Source organism: Micromonospora jinlongensis (genome assembly GCF_013410645.1).
Lineage (GTDB): Bacteria > Actinomycetota > Actinomycetes > Mycobacteriales > Micromonosporaceae > Micromonospora > Micromonospora zamorensis.
This window is the reverse complement of the sequence record NZ_JACCHK010000001.1, coordinates 2,809,987-2,832,765: the sequence shown is the minus strand read 5'-3', so window position 1 is coordinate 2,832,765 and position 22,779 is coordinate 2,809,987. Positions and strand designations below refer to the sequence as shown.

The window sequence follows — 22,779 nt, the reverse complement described above, 5'->3', positions numbered from 1 at the left end:
AGGAGCGCCCCTCGGCAGCACCTAGTGTGATGCCGAGGGGCCCCTCCTAACCGCAATTAGGAGAGCGATATGCGCAGACGCCTGCGACCCGTCCTCGGTGCGGCCATGGCCGCACTCGCCGTCATCGCCTGCACCACCCCAGCCAGCCCGGCCAGCGCCGCCGACGCCCCGTACGACGTGCTGGTGTTCTCCAAGACCGCCGGGTTCCGCCACGACGCCATCCCGGTCGGCATCCAGACCATCCGCGACCTGGGTGGGGCGAACAACTTCACCGTCACCGCCACCGAGGACGCCGCCGCGTTCACCACCAGCAACCTCGCCCAGTACGAGGCTGTGGTCTTCCTCAACACCACCGGCGACGTGCTCAACGCCAGCCAGCAGACCGCCTTCGAGTCCTACATCGCCTCCGGCCGCGGGTACGTGGGTGTGCACGCGGCCGCCGACACCGAGTACGACTGGCCCTTCTACGGCAACCTCGTGGGCGCGTGGTTCGCCTCGCACCCGGCGATCCAGCAGGCCAACATGAAGGTGGAGGACCGGGGCCACGCGGCGACCGCGCACCTGCCGCAGACCTGGACCCGCACCGACGAGTGGTACAACTACCGGACCAACGCCCGGTCGACCGCGCACGTGCTGGCCACGCTGGACGAGTCGTCGTACTCCGGCGGTGGCATGGGCTCCGACCACCCGCTGAGCTGGTGCAAGAGCTACAACGGTGGCCGGTCGTTCTACACCGGTGCCGGGCACACCCAGGCGTCGTACGCGGAGCCGGCGTTCCGGGCGCACCTGCTCGGCGGCATCCGGTACGCCTCCGGCCGGAGCAAGGCCGACTGCCGGCCCGAGACCGGCTACACCCCGATCTTCAACGGCTCGACGGCCGGCTGGTCCCAGGCCGGTCCGGGCAACTTCACCAACTCCGACGCCACCCTGACCTCGGTCGGCGGCATGGGGCTGTTCTGGTACAACGCCAAGCAGTTCACCAACTACTCGCTCAAGCTGGACTGGAAGCTGGCCGGGGACGACAACTCCGGCATCTTCATCGGCTTCCCGCCGTCCAGTGACCCGTGGTCCGCGGTGGACAACGGCTACGAGATCCAGATCGACGCCACCGACGCCGCCGACCGCACGACCGGGTCGGTCTACACCTTCAAGTCGGCTGACACGGCGGCCCGCGACGCGGCACTCAACGCGCCGGGGGAGTGGAACACCTACGAGCTGCTGGTCGAGGGCGAGCGGTTGCAGATCTTCCTCAACGGAGTGAAGATCAACGACTTCACCAACACCAACCCGGTCCGCTCGTTGGCCGGTCACATCGGCATCCAGAACCACGGCACCGGTGACGACGCCTCGTTCCGCAACATCCGGGTCAAGGAGCTGGGCACCACGCCACCGCCCACCGGCACGATCCAGGCCGAGGCGTTCAGCTCGGCCAACGGCGTCTCCGCGTTCACCAAGGCGGGCGCCAACGGTGGGCAGACCATCGGCTACATCGACCCGGGTGACTGGGCCGCGTACAACGGGGTCAACCTGGCCGGGGTCACCTCGTTCACGGCCCGGGTCGTCTCCGGCGGCGCGGGTGGCGCCATCCAGGTGCGCACCGGCTCGGCCACCGGCCCGGTCCTCGGCACTGTCGCGGTGCCGAACACCGGCAGTTGGACGACCTTCGCCAACGTCTCCACGGCGTTGTCCAACGTCCCGTCCAGCACCCAGAACCTCTACCTCACCTTCACCGGTAGTGGCACGGGGCTCTTCGACGTGGACGACTTCACCCTGGTCAAGGGCAGCGGCGGCGGCACCGGGGTCGGCCCGATCAAGGGTCTGGCCGGCAAGTGCCTGGACGTGCGCAGCGGCGGCACCGCCGATGGCACCCAGATCCAGATCTACACCTGCAACAGCAGTGCGGCACAGACCTGGACCGTGACGCCGAACTCGACGATCAAGGCCCTCGGCAAGTGCCTGGACGTCTCCGGCAGCGGCACCGCCGACGGCACCAAGATCCAGCTCTGGACCTGCAACGGCAGCGGCGCGCAGAACTGGGCGGCGGCGTCCGACGGCACCCTGCGCAACCCGTCGTCGGGCAAGTGCCTGGACGTCTCCGGCAACAACTCGGCGGACAGCACCGTCGTACACCTCTGGACCTGCCTCAACGCGGCCAACCAGAAGTGGACCCTGCCCTGACCGACTGAGCCTGGAGGGGCCGACGCTCACGGCGTCGGCCCCTCCCGCTCCAGCGCCGACCGTGCCGGGCCGGGCGTGCCCCGACCGGCCGGGTTTGTCGGCTCTGGCGGAGCGGCGAGATGGTGTCATCCACGAGCGCTATACCTGTGAGTCATAACTATGACTCACAGGTATAGCGCTCGCACCGATGTGTGCGACCCGCAGATCTCGCCCGTTCCACGCGGCCCGGCGACGCGGTGCTTTCCGAGAGCGCCGGCCGGGTGGGGGCCGTTCCGGCGACGCCGCGGACCGGCTCACAGCCGGCTGCCGTACCTTGACCTGCATGGGGCGGTTCGCGCAGTGGCGCGGGAGGGTGCTGGCGCAGGGGCACCGGCTGGGTGATGCGCTGCGCCGGCCCGACGAGCCCGAGGACACGACCGGGCCGACTCCGAGCCTGAATCGGCTCGACGCGCTGGTGGAGGGCTTCGCCGCCGGTCAGCCGGTGCGGTGGAGCCTGGCCGGGCAACCCCGGCCGCTGCCCGGGCCGGTCGACGTCGTGGCGTACCGGATCATCGAGGAGTCGCTCACCAACGCGTGCCGGCACGCCCCGGGCGCGCCGGTCGCGGTCCGCCTGCGCTACGACTCCACGGGCATCACCATCGAGGTACGCGACGAGGGCACCGGTGCCGCGCCGTCAGGCGGGCGCGGCCAGGGCGCCGGGCGGGGTCTGCTCGGGGTACGCAGGCGCGCGGAGCGGCTCGGCGGCACGTTCTCCGCCGGCCCGCGCGCCGGTGGCGGTTTCGCCGTGCGGGCCGCGCTGCCCGCACCCGAGGAAATGATCGGATGATCGGCTGACCGCAGGGCTTCCCCGATGGGGTGCTGCGGAAATAAGGTGGGGGCGGCGACCGTGCTGGTGGCCGGTGGCCCGGTGGGAGGCGCAACCCGCTGGGCCCAGGTGTGTTCCGCACCCACCGGTGACCGTCCGGTGCCGCGTACGTCCGGTCACCCTCGCCCCGGTCCGCACCTGGAATCCCCCATGACAACAGGGGAGAAGAACAATGGCGCGACCCATCACGCTCTTCACCGGCCAGTGGGCCGACCTTCCGTTCGAGGAGGTTTGCCGGCTCGCCTCCGAGTGGGGCTACGACGGTCTGGAGATCGCCTGCTGGGGCGACCACTTCGAGGTCGACAAGGCGCTCGCCGACGACTCCTACGTCGAGCGCAAGCGGGAGACTCTCGCGAAGCACAACCTTGAAGTCTTCACGATCTCCAACCACCTGGTCGGTCAGGCGGTCTGTGACCACCCGATCGACGAGCGGCACCAGGACATCCTGCCCGGTCGGATCTGGGGCGACGGAGAGCCCGAGGGGGTCCGCCAGCGGGCCGCCGAGGAGATCATGGACACCGCGCGGGCGGCGGCGAAGCTCGGGGTGAAGACCGTCGTCGGCTTCACCGGCTCGTCGATCTGGCACACCCTGGCGATGTTCCCGCCGGTGCCGCCGTCGATGATCGAGCGCGGCTACCAGGACTTCGCCGACCGGTGGAACCCGATCCTCGACGTGTTCGACGAGGTGGGGGTGCGGTTCGCCCACGAGGTGCACCCCAGCGAGATCGCGTACGACTACTGGACGACGAAGCGGACGCTGGAGGCCATCGGCAACCGGCCCGCGTTCGGGCTGAACTGGGACCCGTCGCACTTCGTGTGGCAGGAGCTGGACCCGGTGAACTTCATCTTCGACTTCGCCGACCGCATCTACCACGTGGACTGCAAGGACGCCAAGGTCCGCACCGGGGACGGCCGGCGTGGCCGGCTCGCCTCGCACCTGCCCTGGGCCGACCTGCGCCGCGGGTGGGACTTCGTCTCCACCGGCCACGGCGACGTGCCGTGGGAAGACTGCTTCCGCGCGCTGAACGCGATCGGCTACACCGGCCCGATCTCGATCGAGTGGGAGGACGCCGGCATGGACCGCCTCGTCGGTGCCCCGGAGGCGTTGCAGTTCGTCCGCCGGCTGGCCTTCGACGCCCCGAGCGCTGCCTTCGACGCGGCGTTCAGCAGCAAGGACTGACCGTACCTCGGACAGACCACGGGCCGGTCGCCCTGCGGCGACCGGCCCGTCGACGTGCGGTTGGTCAGAGCGTGCTGGCGTTCGTGCCCGAGCCGGACGGCTTGGTGCGGGGGTTGTTGGTGGACGACGGCGACCCGGAGGTCGTGCCGACCGTGCTGGTGCCAGCCTTGGCGCCCATGGTGGCGGGCGTGCCGGCGAACGCGTCGTCGGCGGCGGTCAGCTCCTGCTTGCCGGTGCTGCCGTTACCGTTTCCGCTGCCCAGCTTCTCGCCCAGTTTGGTCTGGCCGAGCTTGTCCTTGCCCTCGCTGTAGAACTTGTTGGCCTGGGCCTGCGCGACCCCGGCCGCCTCCTGGACGGTCGGGTGGTCGAGCACCTTGCGGCCCCGAACAACGAGCTCCTCGTACTTTTCCCGGCCGGCACGGGCGCCCAGGACGAATCCCGCAGCCAGCCCGCCAAGAAACATGATCTTTCCGCGCATGGCGGCTCCTTCCGTACCTGACGCGCCTGTCGCCCCGTCGAGTTGCCCCGTCGGAAGGCGACCAATTCGCGCCTGCGTCCTCTGTCCGCAGCTAACTACCCATCCTGCTCTCCGCTCAAGCATGCTTGTGCCCGGATGGCGATTTACCCCTATTGTCACTGCGGCGGCGGGGAGGGAACCCACTGGACCACCACCGGGGAATGTCCTGTACTCTTGTCCCGTCGCACGGCGTCGGAGAGATCCGAAGTCGCGCGGAGCACGATCCCCTGTAGCTCAATTGGCAGAGCAGCCGGCTGTTAACCGGCAGGTTATTGGTTCGAGTCCAATCGGGGGAGCTTCTCCACCCAACGCCCGTCAGCCACCGGCCGACGGGCGTTTTCGTGTGTGTGACCCGGTTTCACCCACCCTCGACCGGCTTGCCCGGCAGGATGGTCGATGTCGACTGAGGCTCCCGCTGCGTCGATTGATGCGTCGATCCTTGGGGTGAGTGCGGATGTCCGGACGGGGCGGCAGGGCCACGCTGATCGCGGTGGCGGTCGTGCTGGCCTGGCTGGTGATCGGCGGCGTGGCCGGCCCGTACGCCGGGCGCCTCACCGAGGTCGCCACCAACGACAACGCCGCATTCCTGCCCACCGACGCCGAGGCGACCCGCGCTCAGGACCTCGCCGGTGAGTTCGTCGACCGGCAGACCATCCCGGCTCTGGTCGTCTACGAGCGGCCCTCCGGGATCACCGACGCCGACCGACAGCGGGTGAGCGCCGACGCGGCCCGGTTCGCCCAGGTGCCCGGCGTGGTCGCCCCGCTGCCCCCGCCCATCCCCAGCGAGGACGGCCAGGCACTCCAGATCGTCGTACCGGTGGACGACGCCGAGGGCGAGGAGATCGGCACTGTCGTCGAACGGCTCCGCGACATCACCGGCGGGGACCGGGACGGCCTCACCGTGGACGTCTCCGGACCGGCCGGCCTGCTCGCCGACCTGATCGAGGTGTTCTCCGCCATCGACGGGCCACTGCTGCTGGTCACCCTGGTCGTGGTGCTGATCATCCTGCTGGTCGTCTACCGCAGCCCGGTGCTCTGGATCTTTCCGCTGCTGGCCGCCGGTATGTCGTACGCCCTCGCCTCGGTGTTCGTCTACCTGCTCGCCGACGCCGACGTGGTGAAGCTCAACGGGCAGGCCCAGGGCATCCTCACCGTTCTGGTCTTCGGCGCGGGCACCGACTACGCGCTGCTGCTGATCGCCCGCTACCGGGAGGAGCTGCACCGCCACGACCGCCCCTGGGCCGCCATGCGCACCGCGTGGAAGGGCGCCGCGCCGGCCATCATCGCGTCCGGCGGCACGGTCATCGTCAGCCTGCTCTGCCTGCTGCTGTCCAGCCTCAACTCCAACCGGGCGCTCGGCCCGGTCGCCGCCATCGGCATCGGCGCCACCCTGCTGGTGATGCTCACCTTCCTGCCCGCGCTGCTGGTGCTCGGCGGCCGTTGGGCGTTCTGGCCCCGACGGCCCCGCGAGGATCAGGCCGACCCACGCGCCGAGCACGGCATCTGGAGCCGCATCGCCGGCTTCGTGGCCCGGCACGCCCGACCGATCTGGCTGAGCACCGCGGTCGTGCTGGCCGTCCTCACGCTCGGGCTCACCCAGCTCGGCGCCACCACCCTCGGCCAGTCCGACCTGTTCACCCAGCGCACCGACTCGGTCGACGGAGAGGAGGTGATCGCGCGGCACTACCCGGCCGGCACGGGCAGCCCGGCCACCATCTTCACCACCGAACAGACCGCCCGACAGGTCGCCCAGGTGGCGCAGGGCGTGCCCGGCGTGGCCGACGTCCGCCCGCTCTCCACCGGCCCGCAGACCGGCCCACCCGAGGAGAACACCACCCCGAAGGTCGTCGACGGGCGGGTCCAGCTGGAGGCGACCCTGGCCGACCCACCCGACAGCGACGGCGCCGAGCGGACCCTCCGCGAGCTGCGGGTGGCCGTACACCAGGTGCCCGGCGCGGACGCCGTGGTCGGCGGCTTCACCGCGATCAACGTGGACACCTCGGACGCCGCGAAGCGCGACCAGAACGTCATCATCCCGGTGGTGCTGGTGGTCATCGCGGTCATCCTGGCCCTGCTGCTCCGCGCGCTGCTCGCCCCGGTGCTGCTGATCGCCACAGTGCTGCTCAGCTTCGCGGCGACCCTCGGCCTCTGCGCGATCCTCTTCCGCCACGTCTTCGACTTTCCCGGCGTGGACTCGTCGTTCCCGCTGTTCGCGTTCGTGTTCCTGGTCGCGCTCGGCATCGACTACAACATCTTCCTGATGAGTCGGGTCCGCGAGGAGTCGGTCAAGCGCGGCACCCGCGCCGGTGTGCTCGCCGGCCTCGCCGTCACCGGCGGGGTGATCACCTCCGCCGGCATCGTGCTCGCCGCGACCTTCTCCGCCCTCGCCGTGCTGCCCCTCGTGGTGCTTGTCGAGTTGGGTACGGCGGTCGCGATCGGGGTACTGATCGACACGATCATCGTCCGGTCGCTGCTGGTGCCCGCACTCGCGTACGACATTGGGCCGAAGATCTGGTGGCCGGGCCGGTTGTCCCGGGCGAACGGTGAGCGGGAGGCGCGCGATGCTGGCTGAGACCGACGTGGTCATCGTCGGCGGCGGCCTGGCCGGCCTCGCCGCCGCCCGTCGGCTGCACCGCGCCGGCGTGCCCTGGCGGCTGCTGGAGGCCAGCGGGCGACTCGGCGGCCGGGTCGCCACCGACGTGGTCGACGGACACCTCATCGACCGGGGCTTCCAGGTGCTCAACACCGCCTACCCCCGGCTCGGCACGCTGCTCGACACCGACCGGCTCGACCTCGGGTACTTCACCTCCGGCGTGCTGGTGCGCAAGGGCGACGACCTGCTGCGGCTGGTCAACCCCTTGCGGGAGCCGACCGGCGCCCCCGGCACCGCGCTCGCCGGCATCGGCTCCCTGCGCGACCGGCTGCGCTTCGCCGCGCTAGCCACCGGCTGCGCCACACTGCCCACGTCCCGGCTGCTCGCCGCACCGGAGACCAGCGCCGAGACCGCGCTACGCCGGGCGGGCCTCTCCGACGCGATCATCGAGGAGCTGCTGCGGCCGTTCCTGTCCGGTGTGTTCATCGACAGGGAACTGGCCACCTCCAGCCACGTCCTCGCGATGGTGCTGCGGTCGTTCGCCCGCGGCCGCATCGGCCTGCCCGCCGAGGGAATGGCCGCGCTGCCCCGGGCCATCGCCGACCCGCTCCCCGCCGACCTGCTCGACCTGGACATGCCCGTCGCCGAGGTCACCCCCGGTCGGGTCCGCACCCAGGCCGGCGACATCCGCTGCCGGGCCGTCGTGGTCGCCGTCGATCCACCCGCCGCGTCCGCGCTGCTGCCGACCCTGGCGACGGTACGGATGCACAGCTACACCACCTACTACCACAGCGCGCCCGAGCCGCCGCTCACCGAACCGGTCCTGCTCGTCGACGGCGACCGGCGCGAGATCGTGGCGAACACGGTGGTGCTCAGCAACGCCGCCCCGACGTACGCGCCCACCGGACGACACCTCGTCGCCACGTCGGTGGTCGGCCCGAGCGCCCCACCCGAGTCGACCATCCGGGCCGAGTTGACCCGGCTGTACGGCCGTTCCACCGCCGACTGGACCCACCTCACCACAGTGGCCGTCCCGAACGCGCTCCCGGCTGCGCCACCGCCGCAGGGGCAGCTACGCAAGCCCGTCTCGTTGGGGGAGGGGCTGTTCGTGGCCGGTGACCACCGCGACAGCCCATCCATCCAGGGCGCTCTCGCCAGCGGCTGGCGCGCCGCCGGCGAGGTGTTGGAGGAGCTGCGCGCCGGCTGACAGGCGTACCCGAGCACGCTGTTATATTCCTGTAGCCCATCGTGCTGGTACAGGCGTGGGCGCCGGCCGGCTCGGTGCTGGCTGCTGACCGCCGAGCGGGATAAGATCCGGCGCGGTGTTCGGGGCGGTAGCTCAGCCGGTTAGAGCAGGGGACTCATAATCCCTCGGTCGCGGGTTCGAGTCCCGCCCGCCCCACCACGTAGTTCCCCTGGTCAGGCATGCTGCCGACGCTCACCGGCCGGGGACGGAACATCAGCGTGGCCGGCGATCTGCGCGGCGATCGGCCCGAGTAGGAACCGGGCAGCGGCACCGACGAGAGCACCCACGATCGGTGGCCCGCGCCAAGGAGGTCAGATGGAGACATGGCGATTCGTGGCCGGTGTCGTGATGATTCTGGCCTTGGGTCTCATCGGTGTCGCCCTCGCGACGAACTTCCGAGGGGTGACCGAGTGGCACATGCGCCGGTCGATGGCCACCGCGAGCGTGCTACGGCGAGTCCCGCCGTGGCGCTGGCTTCCGGATGCTCAGTACGACGAGCGTCTGGCGCGTTTCGTTCTGCTGGAACGGGTAATGGGCGCAGTCTTCGCTGCGGCCAGCGTCCTGTTCCTGATCACCCTCGTTCACCATGTCCTGTCCGGCGAGCCGATGCCCTCAAGCCGATGAGGAGCTGGGCTGCTGGGCAAGCTATCGGTTCGACCAGGAACCGGGGGGAGCGGCACTGCCGACGAGGAGACCCGTTTCAGCGCTATCCGCCGCGCTTCTTCACCTCACGGGAGTGCGCGCACGGCTGCTCAGTCCTGACGTGCCAGACACTCCCCACCAGGGCGATGGGGTAGTCGATCTCTCTGGTCCGGCGATCGCCGGTCTCGACCGAGAATCGCATCGGCAACAGCTCACTCCCGTCTTTCGAGACTTCAGGCCGAGCGCCGACCAGACGCCGGAGCCGAGGCTGGTGCCTGGGCCGCCGACAGCGACCAGGTCCGCGACGCCGTCACCGTTGAGATCCTTGTCGACCGGGCCGGCGGTGACGGTGGGCGTGGGCTTCGGCGCGGCCTGGGCCGGTAGGCCCGGGGCGATCGCGGTCAGCGCGAGCGCCACGGGCGCGGACCAGGCCAGCATCCGGCGGGAAGTAAAGGAAGTGGACGCTGCGGGACCAACGCCGCCAAAAGGGTAGCGGCAGGCAGCCGATTGGTGCTTTGCCTCCGATCTCGGTCTCTATCGAACCATCAACGAGCGTGACCGAGACAGCCGAGCGGCCTGGAGCGAATACCTCCCGGACCCTGCCGGCGATCACTGAGCGAGCAATGTCTTGGAGCAGGGCGACATCTTCAGGGCCGGCTCCCAGATCCCAGCGGGCGCCATGGTCACCGATCCCCAGGATGATTTCGTCGGGGAAGTCCGTCCATCCAAAGGCACGAGCATCGGGGTTACGTGGTGTGACGCCCACCGTGATCCCGCCCTCGATGTTGTCGACCTCCACATTCGCCATCCCAGCCAGCTCCTCTGCCAACTGCCTCGCGATTTTCAGAGTTGGTGTGCGGGGCGGCTGATCGGTGTTGGGTTTGTCTTGGCCCTGCTCATCCGTTACGCAGTCAGTCTGCCAAGGCATCAGGATTGAGGCGGACGCTGCGGTCGTCCGTCGGCCAACTGATGTGCGACGCCCCTGTTCGCTGTCTGCGACAGATCCGTGCACCTGACTGTGGTGGACGTGCGTCGACCGGCAGGGGTTGCCCGCCGATACCCTGCGTTTGTGATCCGACCTCGACCTCATGACACAAGCCGCTCGCATCGAACTCGGTTGCACCGTGGCTGAGGTGGAGGAGGTCAGGAGGCGCGCCGGCCTGGATGAACTACACATCATCTGGAACCATGCCGCTGACTACGGCGCAGATGGCGAGGCTCCCGAGGGCACTCCACGAGGCATCGTGCAGCTCTCGTACCTGCTGCGTTTCTACAACTCGGCGATGGGCGGTGGCTTGGGCTTCGCTGTCGAGGTGAACGAGCCCTTCCGTCTGAAACGAGCCATGGACGCGATGCGGTACTTCGGGTTGGCGGCACACGCCGAGCTCGTAGCAGACCTCGTTGAGCACGACTTGGACGGTGACCACGCCGAGTCCAGGCAAGATGATCTGGATACCCTCCTCGGCCCCCAAGGCGAGGCTCTGGAGACTGCGTTCAGAGTCAAAGCTGCCGAAAGGCCCGCCGACTTCGGCCTGGAATGACGGGTCCCCACTCCCTGCTTGGTGAGCGGACGAACGACGACAACACCTTTGAAGACCTCGGAGGAAGCCGTGGGCAAGTTCCTGCACCGCTTTCGCAAGGTCGACCGCAGTGAGCCTGCTCCGGGCCTCAACCCGGAAGGCACTGCCCTCGGTCTCGCGGCGGCCCGCCGGCTGAGGGAACTCGGCCACATCAAGATTCAGCGCGGTCTGACGGAAGCGGAACTTGCTCGCGTGGAGCACACCTTCGGCTTTCAGTTCGCCGACGACCACCGCGCCTTCCTGGTCGCCGGGCTACCTACCGGGCCCTCTTGGCCAGACTGGCGAAGAGGAGACCAGTCGGCCCTCCGCGATCGCCTTGCGTGGCCCGCGGATGGCGTGTTGTTCGATGTCGAGCACAACGGCTACTGGCATGGGAGCTGGGGAGAGCGGCCCAGTAACCGCCGTGAGGCTGTAGCAGCTGCCAAGCCGTACCTCCAGAACGTGCCGCAGATGGTGCCCGTGTTCGGGCACCGTTTCCTGCCCTCCGGCCGCGGCTCGTATGGGCACCCGGTCCTGTCGATGTATCAGACCGACATCATCTACTACGGCGATGACCTGGAGGACTACATCCATTCGGAGTTCGGTGGACCGGCACCGGATCGAGGCCAGGAGCCGCAGGCTACCGTCGCCTTCTGGGGAGACTTCCTCTAACCGTTTTTGCACAGCCATCCGTACAGCCAAGAGGGCCGGTCACCACAGAGGCCGAGGCGCAGAACGTGCTGGAACCGGCTTCGGGAGCGGGCCAGGCGCGCCAAGGCCGGTCGTCAGGTCTGACGGCCGTACGGACACGTGCGCTGCGGGTTGCGTCAGCGCTAATGCCGGGTCAATCCGATGGTTGCTGCCAGGCGGGTCACGTCGGCAGCAGTGGGGCCGGCGCGGAGCACGGCGGTCAGCGCCGCACGGGCGGCGGGGCGGTTCCTCGTCTCGGTAGGGGCGATGTGGTCGGCGGCGACCAACGCCCGACCGGCGGCGCGGGCGTCACCGAGGTTCAGGCAGGCGTGGGTGATGTCGATCAGGTGCGCGGCCCGGTGCTCGGCGGGAAGTAGGTGCCAGGCGTTACCGCTGGTGACCCGTCGGTGAATAGCGACGGCCAGTTGGTGGTCGCCAAACGACATCGCGATCAGGGCACGAGCGAGGTCGGCCGGAGCGGGACCAAATGCAATGCCGTCGTCGTCGCATTGCTCGCCATCGGCGAGGCGAGAGGCGCGTTCGGTGAGTTCGCTCGCTGCGTTCGCGTCTCCGCTGAGGGCGGCGGCGAGCGCCGCTTCGATCAGCAGGGTCCCCGCCACGCCGGGCCCGCGGACGTAAGACGGCGCCAGGTCGAGTTGGTGTACGGCGTTGACAGCGGCCGTCATCGCCAGCCGGCCTCGCCGCAGGGCTCGCAGTGCCTGCGCGAGAGAGATCGCCGCAAGGCCGGCGCGCCAGGGGTCACCGGAGGCGGCGCTCATCGCCCGGTCGGCAGCCAGCCAGGCGAGGTCTGCCTCGCCGAGCTTGACCAGCACCTGGGCGGCGAGCCGGTACACCCGTACCAGGAGATCCGCGGTGTCTCCCGGCTGCGTGCGGCTATCGCAGAGCAGGTCGGGCAGCAGCCGCAGCACCTGGGAGTGGTGACCGTTGCGGTACGCCGTCCACGCGTACCCCGCTTGGGCGTCGAGCTGAGCCACCGACGGCGCCGGCCGGCCGTCGTTGCCGGGGCCGGGTATGTCGTAGCGGGCCAGCGCCGCGCGGAGTCGTTCCACGTCGTCGCCGGTGTCGGCGACCGGCTCGCGCGGGGCTCTGCCCGCGAGCAGGACGTCCGGGGCGACGCCGAGGGCTGCGGCGACCGTCTCGATCACCGAGAGTCGGTCGAGGGTACGCACTCCTCGCTCGACTTTGTCCACCCAGCTCTTCGACCTGCGAATCCTGTCGGCGAAGACCTGCTGACTCATGCCGCGACGTGCCCGCAGCTCCGCCATCCGCCGTCCGATCGGCGGCTCGTTGCTGTTGCGTCGGCCGGGTCCGGTCATCGCTCCCGCCCCGGCGACGGCTCGATGGCTTCGGTGGATTCGCCGCAGCGTGGGCACCATCTCGACTTGACCCGGAAGGCGAGGAGCCCGAACAGGAAGCCCGGAACCAGGCCACCGAACACGATCGACACGACTTCAGAGGCCATGCGCAGGCTCGCTTTCTGACGAAGCCGGAGACCGGAAGGTCGTCATGCCCGCAGCTCACGCTGTGGTGAGGCTCCGTGGCCGACAGTCATCAGAGTTGCGCATCATGTGATGCAAAGCAAGTAGACAAGCATGATCGACACTCCGAGCATGTGAACCAAGGCAAGTGGAAAGGCGAGACGAGGTGCAGAATCACGACATGCCTCGATTTACGCCAGCGACGCCGCGCTCTCGACGACTGGGCCGGGAGCTACGCAAGCTCCGCGAAGCCAAGGAACTGACCGGCGAGGCTGCGGCGGCGATCGTCGACTGCTCGCCGTCCCGGATCAGTCGGATCGAGTCGGGCGAGATCAGACCTCGGGTCGGCGACGTCATGGAGTTGCTGGTCGCGTACGGCGTCAAGATTGACGAGGAGCCAGGGACCTCGCTGCTCGATCAGGCGCGCGGTCTGCGTGAGGACGGCTGGTGGCAGCGCCTCGGTGGCAAGTACGCCACCTACAACGCGTACGAGATCGAGGCAGTGGAGCTCAAGAACTTCGAGCCGATGCTCGTGCCCGGTCTACTTCAGACCGAGAGCTATGCCCGCGAGGTCAACGTCATCGGCCGGGAGACCGACCCGGACACCGTCGACCAGCGGGTTTCCGCCCGGATGACCCGGCAGGAGGTGCTGCGCCGGAAACCCACTCCGCTGCGGATGCACGCCATCCTCTCCGAGGCATCCGTGCGCACCGAGGTGGGCGGCCCGGACGTGCTGCGTGAGCAACTCGATCACCTGGTCACCTTGAGTCGGCTGCCGAACGTGACGATCCAGGTGCTGCGCTTCGAGGCCGGCGCCCACCTGGCGGACAGCAGCGGTTTCGCCCTGCTCAGCTTTGAGCGGGACGAGCCACCACTGGGCTATATCGAGACCCTGGCAGGCGAGCTGTTCCTTGAGTCGAGCCCTGACCTGGCGCGGCTGTCAGCGGCGTACGACAATCTGAAGACGCTGGCGATGTCGCCCGCCGAGTCGATCAAGTTCGTCAAGGAGTTGAGCGCGCATGAAACGTGATGCCTGGCGCAAGTCGAGCCGCTCCGGCAGCAACGGCCAGTGCGTGGAGGTGCGCGACCGGCGCGGCCAGGTCGACGTCCGCGACTCCAAGGCGCCCAACACCGGAATGCTCAGCTTCGAGCCCGCCGCCTGGGACGCATTCGTCGGCAGCCTCAAGGCGGGCACCTGCCGTCCCTGAGTAGAGGGCAGCGCATTGATAGCTGACCGGAAGCCGGCTTCATGCCTCAGTCGGGCTTGATGCTCGCGAGTTGAACGAGCAGCGAAATCAGCCGGTAGGCGTCGCCGAAGTCAGCGGCCTGGAAGGCGACCGTCCGGCCGCCGCCGACGCGGGTCACGCCCGGCACCAGAACTGCGAGGTCGACCATGTAGGGGCCGTACAGGTCCACCTCGACGTCCAGCGGCCCGGCCATCTTCAGTGGGGGAATCGATCCGCGCCGGGTGACCGCATCGGCGGCGGCGCGGCGCAGCCGCTCCCGTGCCTCCTACGGGTGCAGGGCCACCGCGGCGGCCTGACCCAGGGACTGCTTCACGGCCACGGTGACCGCCGAGGGCACCAGCTCGCTGAACTCCGCACACGCGCTGTCGTCCCCGCTGAGCAGAACGACGGGCACGACCAGGTGTCCCGCCAGGGCGGCGTTGAGGCCGATCTCGCCCATCGACCGTCCACCAACCCGTACGTCGAGGATGCTGTCACTGATCGTGTGCGCCAGCACGGCGGGCCCTGCGCCGGCTCGAGCGTGATAGCCGATGAACAAGACAGCGTCGGTCTGCTCGTCCAGCCCGGCGAGCATGCCCAGCGGGCGGGGTTTGCCTCGCACGAGATGGGCACGCCGGTCGAGGTCCTCCGGCAGGAGGTTGCGAAACGTCCCGTGTGCGTCAGCGACCCACACCACGGCGTCGGATTCGGCGTCGAAGACACCCGCAATCGCCGCGTTCGCCTCGGCCGTCATCAAGGCCCGGCCGCGCTCGTAGTCGTAGCGATCCGGGTTCGTCTCGGCGGGATGCACGATCCCCGAGATGCCTTCCAGGTCCACCGAGATCAATGCCTTCATGAGGCTGGGACCCTACGCGCTCCTGGCACAACGGATCCAGTCGACTGGTTTCAGGACTGAGAGCTACCAGTGGCGCCCCTCGGGCCAGCAGTTGGTGAGGAGCGGTGCCTACGGGTGGTCCAGGGGAGGGAGGTCCACATAATCGCCGAACGGCTCGACGGAGCCATCCCAGCCGTTCCAACCCTGCTGGGTGACCTGCCCATCGGCGTAGGTGTATGACCAGCGGGCCCCGTCCTCACCCTCGATCCGGACGGTTCCCGAGCGAACGAACGGCGCGATCGCGACGTAGAAGGCCGTCGCCTGGTCCGACCATTTGGGGTCGCCCTCGTCGTCGTACCCGAACTCGATCCAGTCTCCGTCGCGGATGATCGAGGCTCTGGCGTCCACCGCCAGGTCGACCAACGTGCCGCTCGACGGAAACGCATCCGGCTGGTACCAACCACCTCGTCCAGCCATGGCAGTTTGGACAGCGGCGACCGCAGCGGCGTCCTCCGACTCCGGGAGGTTCAGACGACCTGACGGCATCACCGTGTATCCCACGCCGCGCACCCTACAACGGTCGATGTCCGCCCCGCCGCAGCCCCAGGCCGGGGTGGTGACACAGCCTGGTACGAGTCGGCCTCAGCCGATGTTGAGCAGCAAAACCTGGTCATCGCGGAGGTCGGAGGTGCAGTCGCATCCAGTAACCGCCGGGCTGGAATGATGAGCATGGTCAGGCCGTACACGCTGTTGATGGCCTCCGACTCGGCATTGAACTCCGACCGCTCCAGGTCGATGCCGCGCTCCTCCAGATAGGTCAGGACGTAGAGCATGCAGTAGCCGGACCAGTCGTACTCCTGCCGTGGCTTGGCCCCATGTTCGGCCAGGTAGGAGTGGAGCGAGAACGGTGATGTGCGGGCCAGGCGGGCGAACTCGGGCGTAGCGCGTTCACCGTTCCCTCAACCGCTGCCGCCACCACGCCTGCGCGTGCCAGGAACTCAGCTCGGCAGCTCGGGGGTCAGGCAACGTCTTGCGGAGAAACTCCTGGTCCAACGGATCGACGACACGCTGCAACTCGCGGCGGGCCCTTGCTGGTAGTCGGCGCAGCGCATCGCCCAGGACGTCCCGGTGCTCCACCACATCGCCGCAACCCGGGCATGAGCAGTAGTCCGGAGACAGATCCAGCCACCGCCCCGACCGCCTGATCGCACGGCGATAGCCGTCCAGCGCGGTTTTCAGCGACCAAGTGCCGGGATGCCTGCGTTCGAGCCTGACAATCGCCGCGTTGGTGCCGATCGACAGACCGTCGATGAGGCGGATCCTGTCGGCGTTCCGCCCGGCCGACCTCGACAGGGCGCGCAGCGCGCCGGGAGACCTACGCGCCATTGACCTTTCGGGGCTGAATCATGACGAGAACCTTGCCACATCATCGTCACAACCTGCCAACGCATTAGTGCAAACCACGTCGAGCGTTCGGCCCGGCCGCTCGTGTCCATTGCGCGACGAACAGACCGAGCTCGCCGAGCTGCGGATTTAGCCTGAGCCGGTGATGTCGACGGCTGGCACGGGCGTACGCGTCAGGCTGCTCGGGCCGGTGGAGGTGGTCGTCGCCGACGGCACGCAGGCGGTGAACGGCGTGCGCCGCAAGGCGGTACTGGCGACGTTGGCGCTGCACGTGGGCCGGGTGGTGAGCGTGGACCGGCTCATCGATGTGGTCTGGGGTGAGCAGTTGCCGGCCACCGCGGCGAACACGTTGCAACGCCATGTCTCCTACCTACGCGGAGTGCTCGGCGAGCCCGGATCGATCGTGGCGCGTCAGCCCGGTTACGTGCTCAACACCGGGCCGGAGTCCACGGATGTCCAGGCCGCCGAGCGCCTCCTCGAACTGGCCCGGCGCTCGTCGGACCGCAACGAGCAGGTGGCTCACCTGACGGCCGCGGTGGCGTTGTGGCGGGGGCCCCCGTTGGCCGACGTGGCCGGGTCCGCCTGGCTTGAGGAGCAGGCGGAACACCTGGCCCGCCTGCGGTTGGAGGCCGAACGCGCGCTCGCCGAGGCCCGGCTGTCCGTCGGCGAGCACGCTCGGCTCGTCCCCGGGTTGGAACGGCTCGTCCGGCAGCACCCCCTCGACGAGCACCTGCACGCGCAGTTGATGCTCGCCCTGTACCGCGACGGCCGACAGGGTGAGGCGGTCGCCACGTACCGGCGGCTGCGCGACACCCTGCGGGAAAACCTCGGCATCGACCCGAGCCCGCGGCTCCGGGATCTGGAGTGCGCCATCCTGCGCCAGGACACCGCGATCGCCGCACCCGCCCCGGTCGCGGCGGCACAGCCGCCGGTGGCGGCACAACTGCCCCCTCCCGTACCCACGTTCACCGGGCGCGACGCGGAGCTGGCCGCCCTTGACGCGCTCGTCGACCGGGGCGGCGCCGTGGTGGTGTCCGGGACCGCGGGCGTCGGCAAGACCGCGCTCGCCGTGCACTGGGCGCACCGGGCGGCCGAGCGCTTCCCCGACGGGCAGCTCTACGTCAACCTGCGCGGCTTCGACCCGGCGGCGACACCGACCGACCCGGCACGAGCGCTGCACGGGTTCCTGGCGGCGCTCGGCGTTCCGGTGGCCCGGATGCCGAGCGACAGGGACCTGATGGTGAGCCTGTACCGCACGACGGTGGCCGGCAAGCGTCTGCTGGTGGTGCTGGACAACGCGCGCGACGCGGAACAGGTCCGGCCGCTGCTGCCCGGCTCACCCGACTGTCTGGCGATCGTCACCAGCCGCGACCAGCTTCTCCCGCTGGTCGTCACCGAGAGCGCCCAACCGGTGCCCCTCGACCTGCTGAGCCCTGGCGAAGCCCGCGACATGCTGGCCCGCCGACTCGGGGCGAGCCAGATCGCCGCCGAACCCGGCGCGGCCGACGACATCTCCGACCGGTGCGCGCGGCTGCCCATCGCCCTGGCCATCGTCGCGGCCAGAGCCGCCACCAACCGGCACTTCTCGTTGGCGGCGGTCGCCGCTGAGCTGGGCGATCTGGGCGCCTTCCACGGCGGCGACGAGGCCACCGACGTCCGGGCGGTCTTCTCCTGGTCGTGCCGGACGCTCAGCCCACCGGCGGCCCGGCTGTTCCGGCTGCTGAGCCTGCACCCCGGCCCGGACGTCTCCGTCCCGGCCGTCGCCAGCCTGGCCGGGATCACCCCGCAGGCGAGCGGTCCGCTGCTGACCGAGCTGACCCGGGCGAACCTCCTGACCGAGCACACGTACGGGCGCTACGCGTTTCACGACCTGCTGCGCGCGTACGCTGCCAGCCTCGCCGACGAGGCCGAAGTACCGGCCGAGCGCAGTGCCGCCGTCCACCGACTGCTCGACCACTGCCTGCACACCGCGCACGCGGCCGACCTGGCACTGCACCCGCACTTCAGCGACATCAGCCTCCCGCCACCGCGAGCGGGCGTGACGCCGGAACGTCCCAGGAACAAGGTGGCCGCCACGGCGTGGTTCACCGCCGAGGTTCCCGTTCTGCTCGCGGCCGTGCCACTGGCGGCGCGGGCCGGGTTCGAGGGCCACGCCTGGCGGCTCGCCTGGGCCATGGCCGGATTCCTGCACCGGCAGGGGCACTGGCAGGACTGGCTCGGCACGCAACGCATCGCTCTGGCCGCCGCGTCCCGCATCGGCGATCAGACCGGTCAGGGCCACGCGCACCGCAGCCTCGGTCTCGCCTGTTCGAGGCTTCGACGGTACGACGAGGCCGACGACCACCTGCGCCGCGCGTTCGACCTGTTCACCGATGTCGGCGACGACGCCGGGCGGGCACACACCTGCCTGAACCTCGGTCAGTTGGCGGAGCGACAGGGGCAGCACCACCAGGCACTCGGCCATTCCCGACGGGCGCTGACCCTGTTCCGGCGGGCCGGAAACGAGGCCGGGCAGGGGTACACCCTCAACGCGGTGGGTTGGCAGGAAGGGCTGCTCGGCAACTACGACCGTGCCCTCGAGTCGTGCGGCGAGGCGTTGAGGAAGTTGCAGGAGGTGGACGACGTGCAGGGACAGGCCGACACGTGGGACAGCCTCGGCCACGCCCATCACCAGCTCGGCGACGACCGGCGGGCCATCGCCTGCTACGAGCACGCACTCGACCTTTTCACGCAGGTGAACGACCGGTACGGGGAAGCGAGCACGTACGTCAATCTCGGCGGCAGCCACCGGGCCCTCGCCGATTTCGGTGCCACCCGGGTGGCGTGGCGGCGGGCCCTGCGCATCCTCGACGAGCTGGGCGATGCCGACGCCGACGCGATCCGTGCCGACCTGGCACAGCTCGACGCCAGTCGACTCCACTGACGTACCCCCGCTTTCAGCGCCGTTTCCGGGCCGCTTCAGCGCGGCCCGCCACTCTTCGGACACCAGTTTCTTTCCGAGGAATGGAGCGTTCGATGAAGCGTTTGGCACACCGCCTCGCGGTGATCGGGGTGGTCAGCGCGACGGTGCTGGCCATGTCCTCCGCTGCGATGGCCCGGACCGACAAGCCGCCGACAAAGGGCACCGACTGTGTGGTCCAGCACGTCGACGAGCGTGGCGGAATCGTCCGGACCGAGACCGAGCCTGAGGGCCGGGAGCACGGCCAGTTCCGCTGCGAAGGCGGGCAGTGGACGTTCGCGTGGGACCCGTTCGGGGCGGACGACATGATCAGGGCCGGCGAGATCCAGATCGGTCCGGCCGGTGCCGTCTCGGTCCGGCGGTTCACCGGTCCCGCGCTCGGCAACGACCTGACGGTGGGCGAGATCGCCACGATCGCCCAAGCCGTCAGCGGCAGCCGACAGGTGCTGATCGACCGCGCGATCGTGGCGGTCGACGACGGCAAGGAGCGGACCCCGGAGCAGATCGAGGCGCTGCTGGCCGGCAAGGAGGACACCGGCGTACGGGTGCTGGACATCATCGAGAAGCCGAACGCCGCCATGTCGACGAAGGACGTCATCGACGAGGCAGGCGGCACCCCTGAGTCGACAGTCGTCTACTTCAGCCTATGGGGCGCGATCAAGTCGGTGTTCGCGTGGATCGTGGACACGATCGGCGAGATCGGCGAGTGGATCGACGACCACTGCGACCTGGGATCCCCGAACGACTTTGGTGACGTGGTCACGTGTCGCTGGTAGCCCGTTCGACCCCGCCGAAACCGATCACCGAGATGAGGACAGGATGACAACTCTGCGGGACATCACCAGGCGCGTCACCATCATCACCACGGCCCTGATCGTCGGGCTGACAGCTTCGTACGCTCCGTCGCAGGCCGCCGAGGGTGAGGCCCGGACGACGGTCACCGACCACCCCGGTGCGCCTCAGACGATGCTCCAATGGTTCGAGGACCTGACCGGCCAGCCGGTCGGCGACCTGGACAAGGTGCTGGCCGTCGACGCCGGCGGCCGGGATCTCACCGGCGATCAGCTTGCGGCGCTCGTCGCAGGTGAGAAGGTCGACGGTGTCAAGGTCGTGGGCACGATGCCGGGCGGCCGGGACATCCTCGGCACGACCATGGCCGACCTCGCCGACGGCGCGTACGACGGCAAGGGTGACACCGCAACAGGGACCACGTCGCTGATCTTCGCCTCGTCGGTGCCCGGCGGTCGGGACTGGTGCCTGACCATGTGCGTCGCCTCGGGCAAGTCCGTCTGGGAATGCCTGCTGTCGCGCCGGACGGGCGAACCGGTCATCACCCTCGACCTTGGCGGCGACACCACGATCGGCGGGACGAAGGCGGCCTTCGAGAAGGCCAACGGAGTCACACTGGATGGCCCGTCCGCCGTGGAGACACTGGTCGGTGACGGCGAACCCTCGGCGAAGGACGCCGAGATGCTCCTCGACGGCAAGGACGTCGACTCGCTGCGCCGGGTGGCCACGGTGAAGGGACCGGACCCGGGGTGGGCGCTGGCCGACATCGCCGAGAACTCCGGCGTCGCGTACGCGAAGACCAAGGCTCACATCTTCACCGTCAGAGTTCCCTTCCTCGGGACGCTCCTCGTGGTCTGCATCTCGCAGGATGGCGGAAAGACCTGGAAGTGCTCGGCCCGCCAGTGGGACGGGTTCTAGCGGCTGGGCGCCGAGAACCCCGCTCCGCCTCGACCTTTCCGGTGCAGGCGGAGCGGGATTCCGCGTCTTCCAGAGCACCAAGGGATGTTGCATGCATAATGAATGCATGGTTGCTCTTCAGATTCGGGACGTGCCGGAAGAAGTACGGGACGCTCTGGCGGCCCAGGCCAAGGCACGTGGCCAGTCACTCCAGACGTATCTGTTGGAACTGGTGGAGACGCAGGCTCGACGTCTCCGCAACACCGCCGCCCTTGATCGCTTCGCCGGCCGATCGGACGGTGCTCGCTCCCTGCCGGGCGAGAGTGCCGCGGAGTTGAGCGAGCAGCGGGAGCAGCGCGGGCCATGGGGAAGCGCCGCGTGATAGTCGTGGATGCGTCGGTCCTGTCCGACGCCCTGGTGGATGACGGGCCGATAGGGGACGCGGCGCGAGCGGAATTGACCGGAGATCCGCACTGGGCCGCGCCAGGCCATCTCCTGGTCGAAGTCATGTCGGTGATCAGAGGCAAAGTCCTCGGTGGGAAACTCGGCCTGGCCCGGGCCCAGGAGGCGATCGATATCCTGCCGTCACTGGTCATCGACGAGGTTGGCGTCCCGCTTCTGCTTGACCGGATGTGGCAGTTGCGCGGCAACGTCACGGCGTACGACGCGGCGTATGTCGCGGCAGCGGAGTTGATGGCCTGTCCACTCGTAACCGGTGATGGTCGGCTCGCGAAGGCCAGCGGCGTTCGCTGCGAGATCCGATTGCTTGCGGCGTCCTGACAGTCAGGCGAGGCACCCTCACACGTCGGCGAGCTGCGCCGGGTCGACGCGGGACAGGCGAGCCGCGTCCTGCCCCGGCGGGAGCCCGAACAGTCGCCGGTATTCGCGGCTGAACTGCGACGCGCTCTCGTAGCCGACCGCGAACCCGACGCCCGCCACGTCACCGGGTTCGGCCAGCAGTCGGGCCCGTGCCTCCTGGAGCCGGATCAGCTTCTGGAACTGAATGGGCGTCATGGTCGTGACGGCCCGGAAATGGCGGTGCAGCGAGGTCACGCTCATCCCGGCCGCGCGCGCCACATCCTCGACGCGGAACAGGTCGGCGTGATGCTCGCGGATCCAGCGGATCGCCCGTTCGATCTGCACGACGTTGCCGTCGCCCAGCCCGATCTGCCGGACCGTGCCACCCTGCTCGCTGGTCAGCAACCGCCAGACGAGTTCGCGTTCCACCCCTGCCCAGAGCACGCGCTGGTCGTCGGGGCGGTCGAGCAGTCGCAGCAGCCGCACCACCACGTCGAGCAGGTCGTCGCTCGCGGTGCTGACCGCTATGCCCGCCGCCGGCTCGCCTCGCGACGGTGGAGTCTCCAGCAGCAGCTCCGCGATCAGTGGCGGGCGCAGAGCGAGGCCCAGCACCAGGTACGGCGTGGCGGGGCTGGCCTCGCTGACGTGGGCGATCACCGGCAGCTCCGTGGACGCGACGACGAACTGCCCGGCACCGTACGAGAAGACCCGTTCGCCCAGTACCGCATACTTCGCGCCCTGTGCGATCAGCGCGAAGACCGGCGCGGACTGGGACGGCATCGGCTCGGTGGGGGAGTCGCTGCGGTGCAGGGCGAGGCCGCCCGGTGCGGGTCGGCCGGCGTGGCGCAGCACCAGGTCGCGGATCTCGGGCAGCGCGCTCATGGGGCTCATCCTGCCGACTT

Annotated in this window: 20 protein-coding genes, 2 tRNA genes and 1 pseudogene; 17 read left to right on the top strand and 6 right to left on the bottom strand. The window is 69.4% G+C overall.

Annotated features, from left to right (window positions below; all coding sequences use genetic code 11):
- Window positions 1-69 precede the first annotated feature (69 nt).
- From HNR22_RS12175 to HNR22_RS12165, 3 genes are all read left to right on the top strand, one after another.
- A complete protein-coding gene (locus tag HNR22_RS12175) occupies window positions 70-2,178 on the top strand; it encodes a ThuA domain-containing protein (protein ID WP_179780465.1) in 2,109 nt (702 codons plus the stop codon).
- 322 nt (window positions 2,179-2,500) lie between these two features.
- On the top strand, window positions 2,501-3,004 hold the full coding sequence (locus HNR22_RS12170) for a sensor histidine kinase (RefSeq protein ID WP_179780464.1): 504 nt from the start codon (window positions 2,501-2,503) through the stop codon (window positions 3,002-3,004).
- A gap of 211 nt (window positions 3,005-3,215) precedes the next feature.
- Window positions 3,216-4,223, top strand: a complete 1,008-nt coding sequence (locus tag HNR22_RS12165) for a sugar phosphate isomerase/epimerase family protein (RefSeq protein ID WP_179780463.1) — start codon at window positions 3,216-3,218, stop codon at window positions 4,221-4,223.
- A gap of 64 nt (window positions 4,224-4,287) precedes the next feature.
- Here the strand turns inward: HNR22_RS12165 and HNR22_RS12160 are convergent, their stop codons facing one another.
- On the bottom strand, window positions 4,288-4,701 hold the full coding sequence (locus HNR22_RS12160; protein ID WP_179780462.1) for a hypothetical protein: 414 nt from the start codon (window positions 4,699-4,701) through the stop codon (window positions 4,288-4,290).
- A gap of 262 nt (window positions 4,702-4,963) precedes the next feature.
- Between HNR22_RS12160 and HNR22_RS12155 the strand changes: the two genes are divergently transcribed.
- The 7 genes from HNR22_RS12155 to HNR22_RS12125 all read left to right on the top strand — a co-directional run bounded on the left by HNR22_RS12155 (window position 4,964) and on the right by HNR22_RS12125 (window position 11,452).
- Window positions 4,964-5,036, top strand: a tRNA-Asn gene (locus tag HNR22_RS12155).
- 158 nt (window positions 5,037-5,194) lie between these two features.
- Entirely contained in the window at window positions 5,195-7,312 is a 2,118-nt protein-coding gene (locus HNR22_RS12150) for an MMPL family transporter (protein ID WP_179780461.1), read from the top strand.
- Entirely contained in the window at window positions 7,302-8,540 is a 1,239-nt protein-coding gene (locus HNR22_RS12145; protein ID WP_179780460.1) for an NAD(P)/FAD-dependent oxidoreductase, read from the top strand. The genes HNR22_RS12150 and HNR22_RS12145 overlap by 11 nt, the downstream gene beginning before the upstream one ends.
- A 121-nt stretch (window positions 8,541-8,661) precedes the next feature.
- Window positions 8,662-8,738: transfer RNA gene (locus HNR22_RS12140), tRNA-Ile, on the top strand.
- Window positions 8,739-8,894: 156 nt separating this feature from the next.
- Window positions 8,895-9,203 (top strand): hypothetical protein, encoded by a 309-nt coding sequence (locus tag HNR22_RS12135; RefSeq protein ID WP_179780459.1) that lies wholly within the window; start codon window positions 8,895-8,897, stop codon window positions 9,201-9,203.
- A 1,142-nt stretch (window positions 9,204-10,345) separates the two neighbouring features.
- Window positions 10,346-10,762: a hypothetical protein gene (locus HNR22_RS12130; protein WP_179780458.1), complete on the top strand. Its 417-nt coding sequence runs from the start codon at window positions 10,346-10,348 to the stop codon at window positions 10,760-10,762.
- A gap of 69 nt (window positions 10,763-10,831) precedes the next feature.
- Window positions 10,832-11,452 (top strand): hypothetical protein, encoded by a 621-nt coding sequence (locus HNR22_RS12125; protein ID WP_343059796.1) that lies wholly within the window; start codon window positions 10,832-10,834, stop codon window positions 11,450-11,452.
- 161 nt (window positions 11,453-11,613) lie between these two features.
- On the opposite strand, the gene HNR22_RS12120 is transcribed toward HNR22_RS12125, so the two are convergent.
- On the bottom strand, window positions 11,614-12,807 hold the full coding sequence (locus HNR22_RS12120; protein ID WP_179780457.1) for a helix-turn-helix domain-containing protein: 1,194 nt from the start codon (window positions 12,805-12,807) through the stop codon (window positions 11,614-11,616).
- Window positions 12,808-13,150: 343 nt separating this feature from the next.
- Between HNR22_RS12120 and HNR22_RS12115 the strand changes: the two genes are divergently transcribed.
- Window positions 13,151-13,999: a helix-turn-helix domain-containing protein gene (locus HNR22_RS12115; protein WP_179780456.1), complete on the top strand. Its 849-nt coding sequence runs from the start codon at window positions 13,151-13,153 to the stop codon at window positions 13,997-13,999.
- The gene (locus HNR22_RS12110) at window positions 13,989-14,177 is read left to right on the top strand and encodes a DUF397 domain-containing protein (protein ID WP_179780455.1); all 189 of its coding nucleotides are present in this window, start codon (window positions 13,989-13,991) and stop codon (window positions 14,175-14,177) included. Before HNR22_RS12115 ends, HNR22_RS12110 begins: the two co-directional genes overlap by 11 nt.
- 46 nt (window positions 14,178-14,223) lie before the next feature.
- Here HNR22_RS12110 and HNR22_RS12105 read toward each other — a convergent pair.
- The 3 genes and pseudogenes from HNR22_RS12105 to HNR22_RS12095 all read right to left on the bottom strand — a co-directional run bounded on the left by HNR22_RS12105 (window position 14,224) and on the right by HNR22_RS12095 (window position 16,416).
- A pseudogene (locus HNR22_RS12105) lies at window positions 14,224-15,051 on the bottom strand (M55 family metallopeptidase).
- Between the two features lie 108 nt (window positions 15,052-15,159).
- Window positions 15,160-15,591 carry a hypothetical protein gene (locus HNR22_RS12100; protein ID WP_179780454.1) on the bottom strand — a complete coding sequence of 144 codons (432 nt, stop codon included), beginning with the start codon at window positions 15,589-15,591 and terminating at the stop codon, window positions 15,160-15,162.
- 387 nt (window positions 15,592-15,978) lie between these two features.
- Window positions 15,979-16,416: a hypothetical protein gene (locus tag HNR22_RS12095; RefSeq protein ID WP_179780453.1), complete on the bottom strand. Its 438-nt coding sequence runs from the start codon at window positions 16,414-16,416 to the stop codon at window positions 15,979-15,981.
- 163 nt (window positions 16,417-16,579) lie between these two features.
- Here HNR22_RS12095 and HNR22_RS12090 point away from each other — a divergent pair, with 163 nt between their 5' ends.
- The 5 genes from HNR22_RS12090 to HNR22_RS12070 all read left to right on the top strand — a co-directional run bounded on the left by HNR22_RS12090 (window position 16,580) and on the right by HNR22_RS12070 (window position 21,859).
- Entirely contained in the window at window positions 16,580-19,357 is a 2,778-nt protein-coding gene (locus tag HNR22_RS12090) for an AfsR/SARP family transcriptional regulator (RefSeq protein WP_246382007.1), read from the top strand.
- A gap of 92 nt (window positions 19,358-19,449) precedes the next feature.
- Window positions 19,450-20,169, top strand: a complete 720-nt coding sequence (locus tag HNR22_RS12085) for a hypothetical protein (RefSeq protein ID WP_179780451.1) — start codon at window positions 19,450-19,452, stop codon at window positions 20,167-20,169.
- Window positions 20,170-20,212: 43 nt separating this feature from the next.
- The gene (locus HNR22_RS12080) at window positions 20,213-21,100 is read left to right on the top strand and encodes a hypothetical protein (RefSeq protein WP_179780450.1); all 888 of its coding nucleotides are present in this window, start codon (window positions 20,213-20,215) and stop codon (window positions 21,098-21,100) included.
- Between the two features lie 106 nt (window positions 21,101-21,206).
- A complete protein-coding gene (locus tag HNR22_RS12075) occupies window positions 21,207-21,461 on the top strand; it encodes a FitA-like ribbon-helix-helix domain-containing protein (RefSeq protein WP_099856412.1) in 255 nt (84 codons plus the stop codon).
- Complete coding sequence (locus tag HNR22_RS12070; RefSeq protein WP_179780449.1) at window positions 21,443-21,859, top strand: type II toxin-antitoxin system VapC family toxin; 417 nt, start codon at window positions 21,443-21,445, stop codon at window positions 21,857-21,859. The genes HNR22_RS12075 and HNR22_RS12070 overlap by 19 nt, the downstream gene beginning before the upstream one ends.
- Window positions 21,860-21,877: 18 nt before the next feature.
- Here HNR22_RS12070 and HNR22_RS12065 read toward each other — a convergent pair whose 3' ends face one another.
- Window positions 21,878-22,759, bottom strand: coding sequence for an AraC family transcriptional regulator (locus HNR22_RS12065; RefSeq protein WP_218906359.1), 882 nt, complete (start codon window positions 22,757-22,759; stop codon window positions 21,878-21,880).
- Window positions 22,760-22,779: the final 20 nt, after the last annotated feature.

Coding starts and splice junctions, on each gene's coding strand:
- HNR22_RS12165 (WP_179780463.1), top strand. CDS start 3,216: ATGGCGCGACCCATCACGCTCTTCACCGGCCAGTGGGCCGACCTTCCG.
- HNR22_RS12085 (WP_179780451.1), top strand. CDS start 19,450: ATGAAGCGTTTGGCACACCGCCTCGCGGTGATCGGGGTGGTCAGCGCG.
- HNR22_RS12090 (WP_246382007.1), top strand. CDS start 16,580: ATGTCGACGGCTGGCACGGGCGTACGCGTCAGGCTGCTCGGGCCGGTG.
- HNR22_RS12065 (WP_218906359.1), bottom strand. CDS start 22,759: ATGAGCGCGCTGCCCGAGATCCGCGACCTGGTGCTGCGCCACGCCGGC.
- HNR22_RS12080 (WP_179780450.1), top strand. CDS start 20,213: ATGACAACTCTGCGGGACATCACCAGGCGCGTCACCATCATCACCACG.
- HNR22_RS12170 (WP_179780464.1), top strand. CDS start 2,501: ATGGGGCGGTTCGCGCAGTGGCGCGGGAGGGTGCTGGCGCAGGGGCAC.
- HNR22_RS12110 (WP_179780455.1), top strand. CDS start 13,989: ATGAAACGTGATGCCTGGCGCAAGTCGAGCCGCTCCGGCAGCAACGGC.
- HNR22_RS12175 (WP_179780465.1), top strand. CDS start 70: ATGCGCAGACGCCTGCGACCCGTCCTCGGTGCGGCCATGGCCGCACTC.
- HNR22_RS12150 (WP_179780461.1), top strand. CDS start 5,195: ATGTCCGGACGGGGCGGCAGGGCCACGCTGATCGCGGTGGCGGTCGTG.
- HNR22_RS12070 (WP_179780449.1), top strand. CDS start 21,443: ATGGGGAAGCGCCGCGTGATAGTCGTGGATGCGTCGGTCCTGTCCGAC.
- HNR22_RS12075 (WP_099856412.1), top strand. CDS start 21,207: ATGGTTGCTCTTCAGATTCGGGACGTGCCGGAAGAAGTACGGGACGCT.
- HNR22_RS12135 (WP_179780459.1), top strand. CDS start 8,895: ATGGAGACATGGCGATTCGTGGCCGGTGTCGTGATGATTCTGGCCTTG.
- HNR22_RS12095 (WP_179780453.1), bottom strand. CDS start 16,416: ATGGCGCGTAGGTCTCCCGGCGCGCTGCGCGCCCTGTCGAGGTCGGCC.
- HNR22_RS12120 (WP_179780457.1), bottom strand. CDS start 12,807: ATGACCGGACCCGGCCGACGCAACAGCAACGAGCCGCCGATCGGACGG.
- HNR22_RS12115 (WP_179780456.1), top strand. CDS start 13,151: ATGCCTCGATTTACGCCAGCGACGCCGCGCTCTCGACGACTGGGCCGG.
- HNR22_RS12160 (WP_179780462.1), bottom strand. CDS start 4,701: ATGCGCGGAAAGATCATGTTTCTTGGCGGGCTGGCTGCGGGATTCGTC.
- HNR22_RS12145 (WP_179780460.1), top strand. CDS start 7,302: ATGCTGGCTGAGACCGACGTGGTCATCGTCGGCGGCGGCCTGGCCGGC.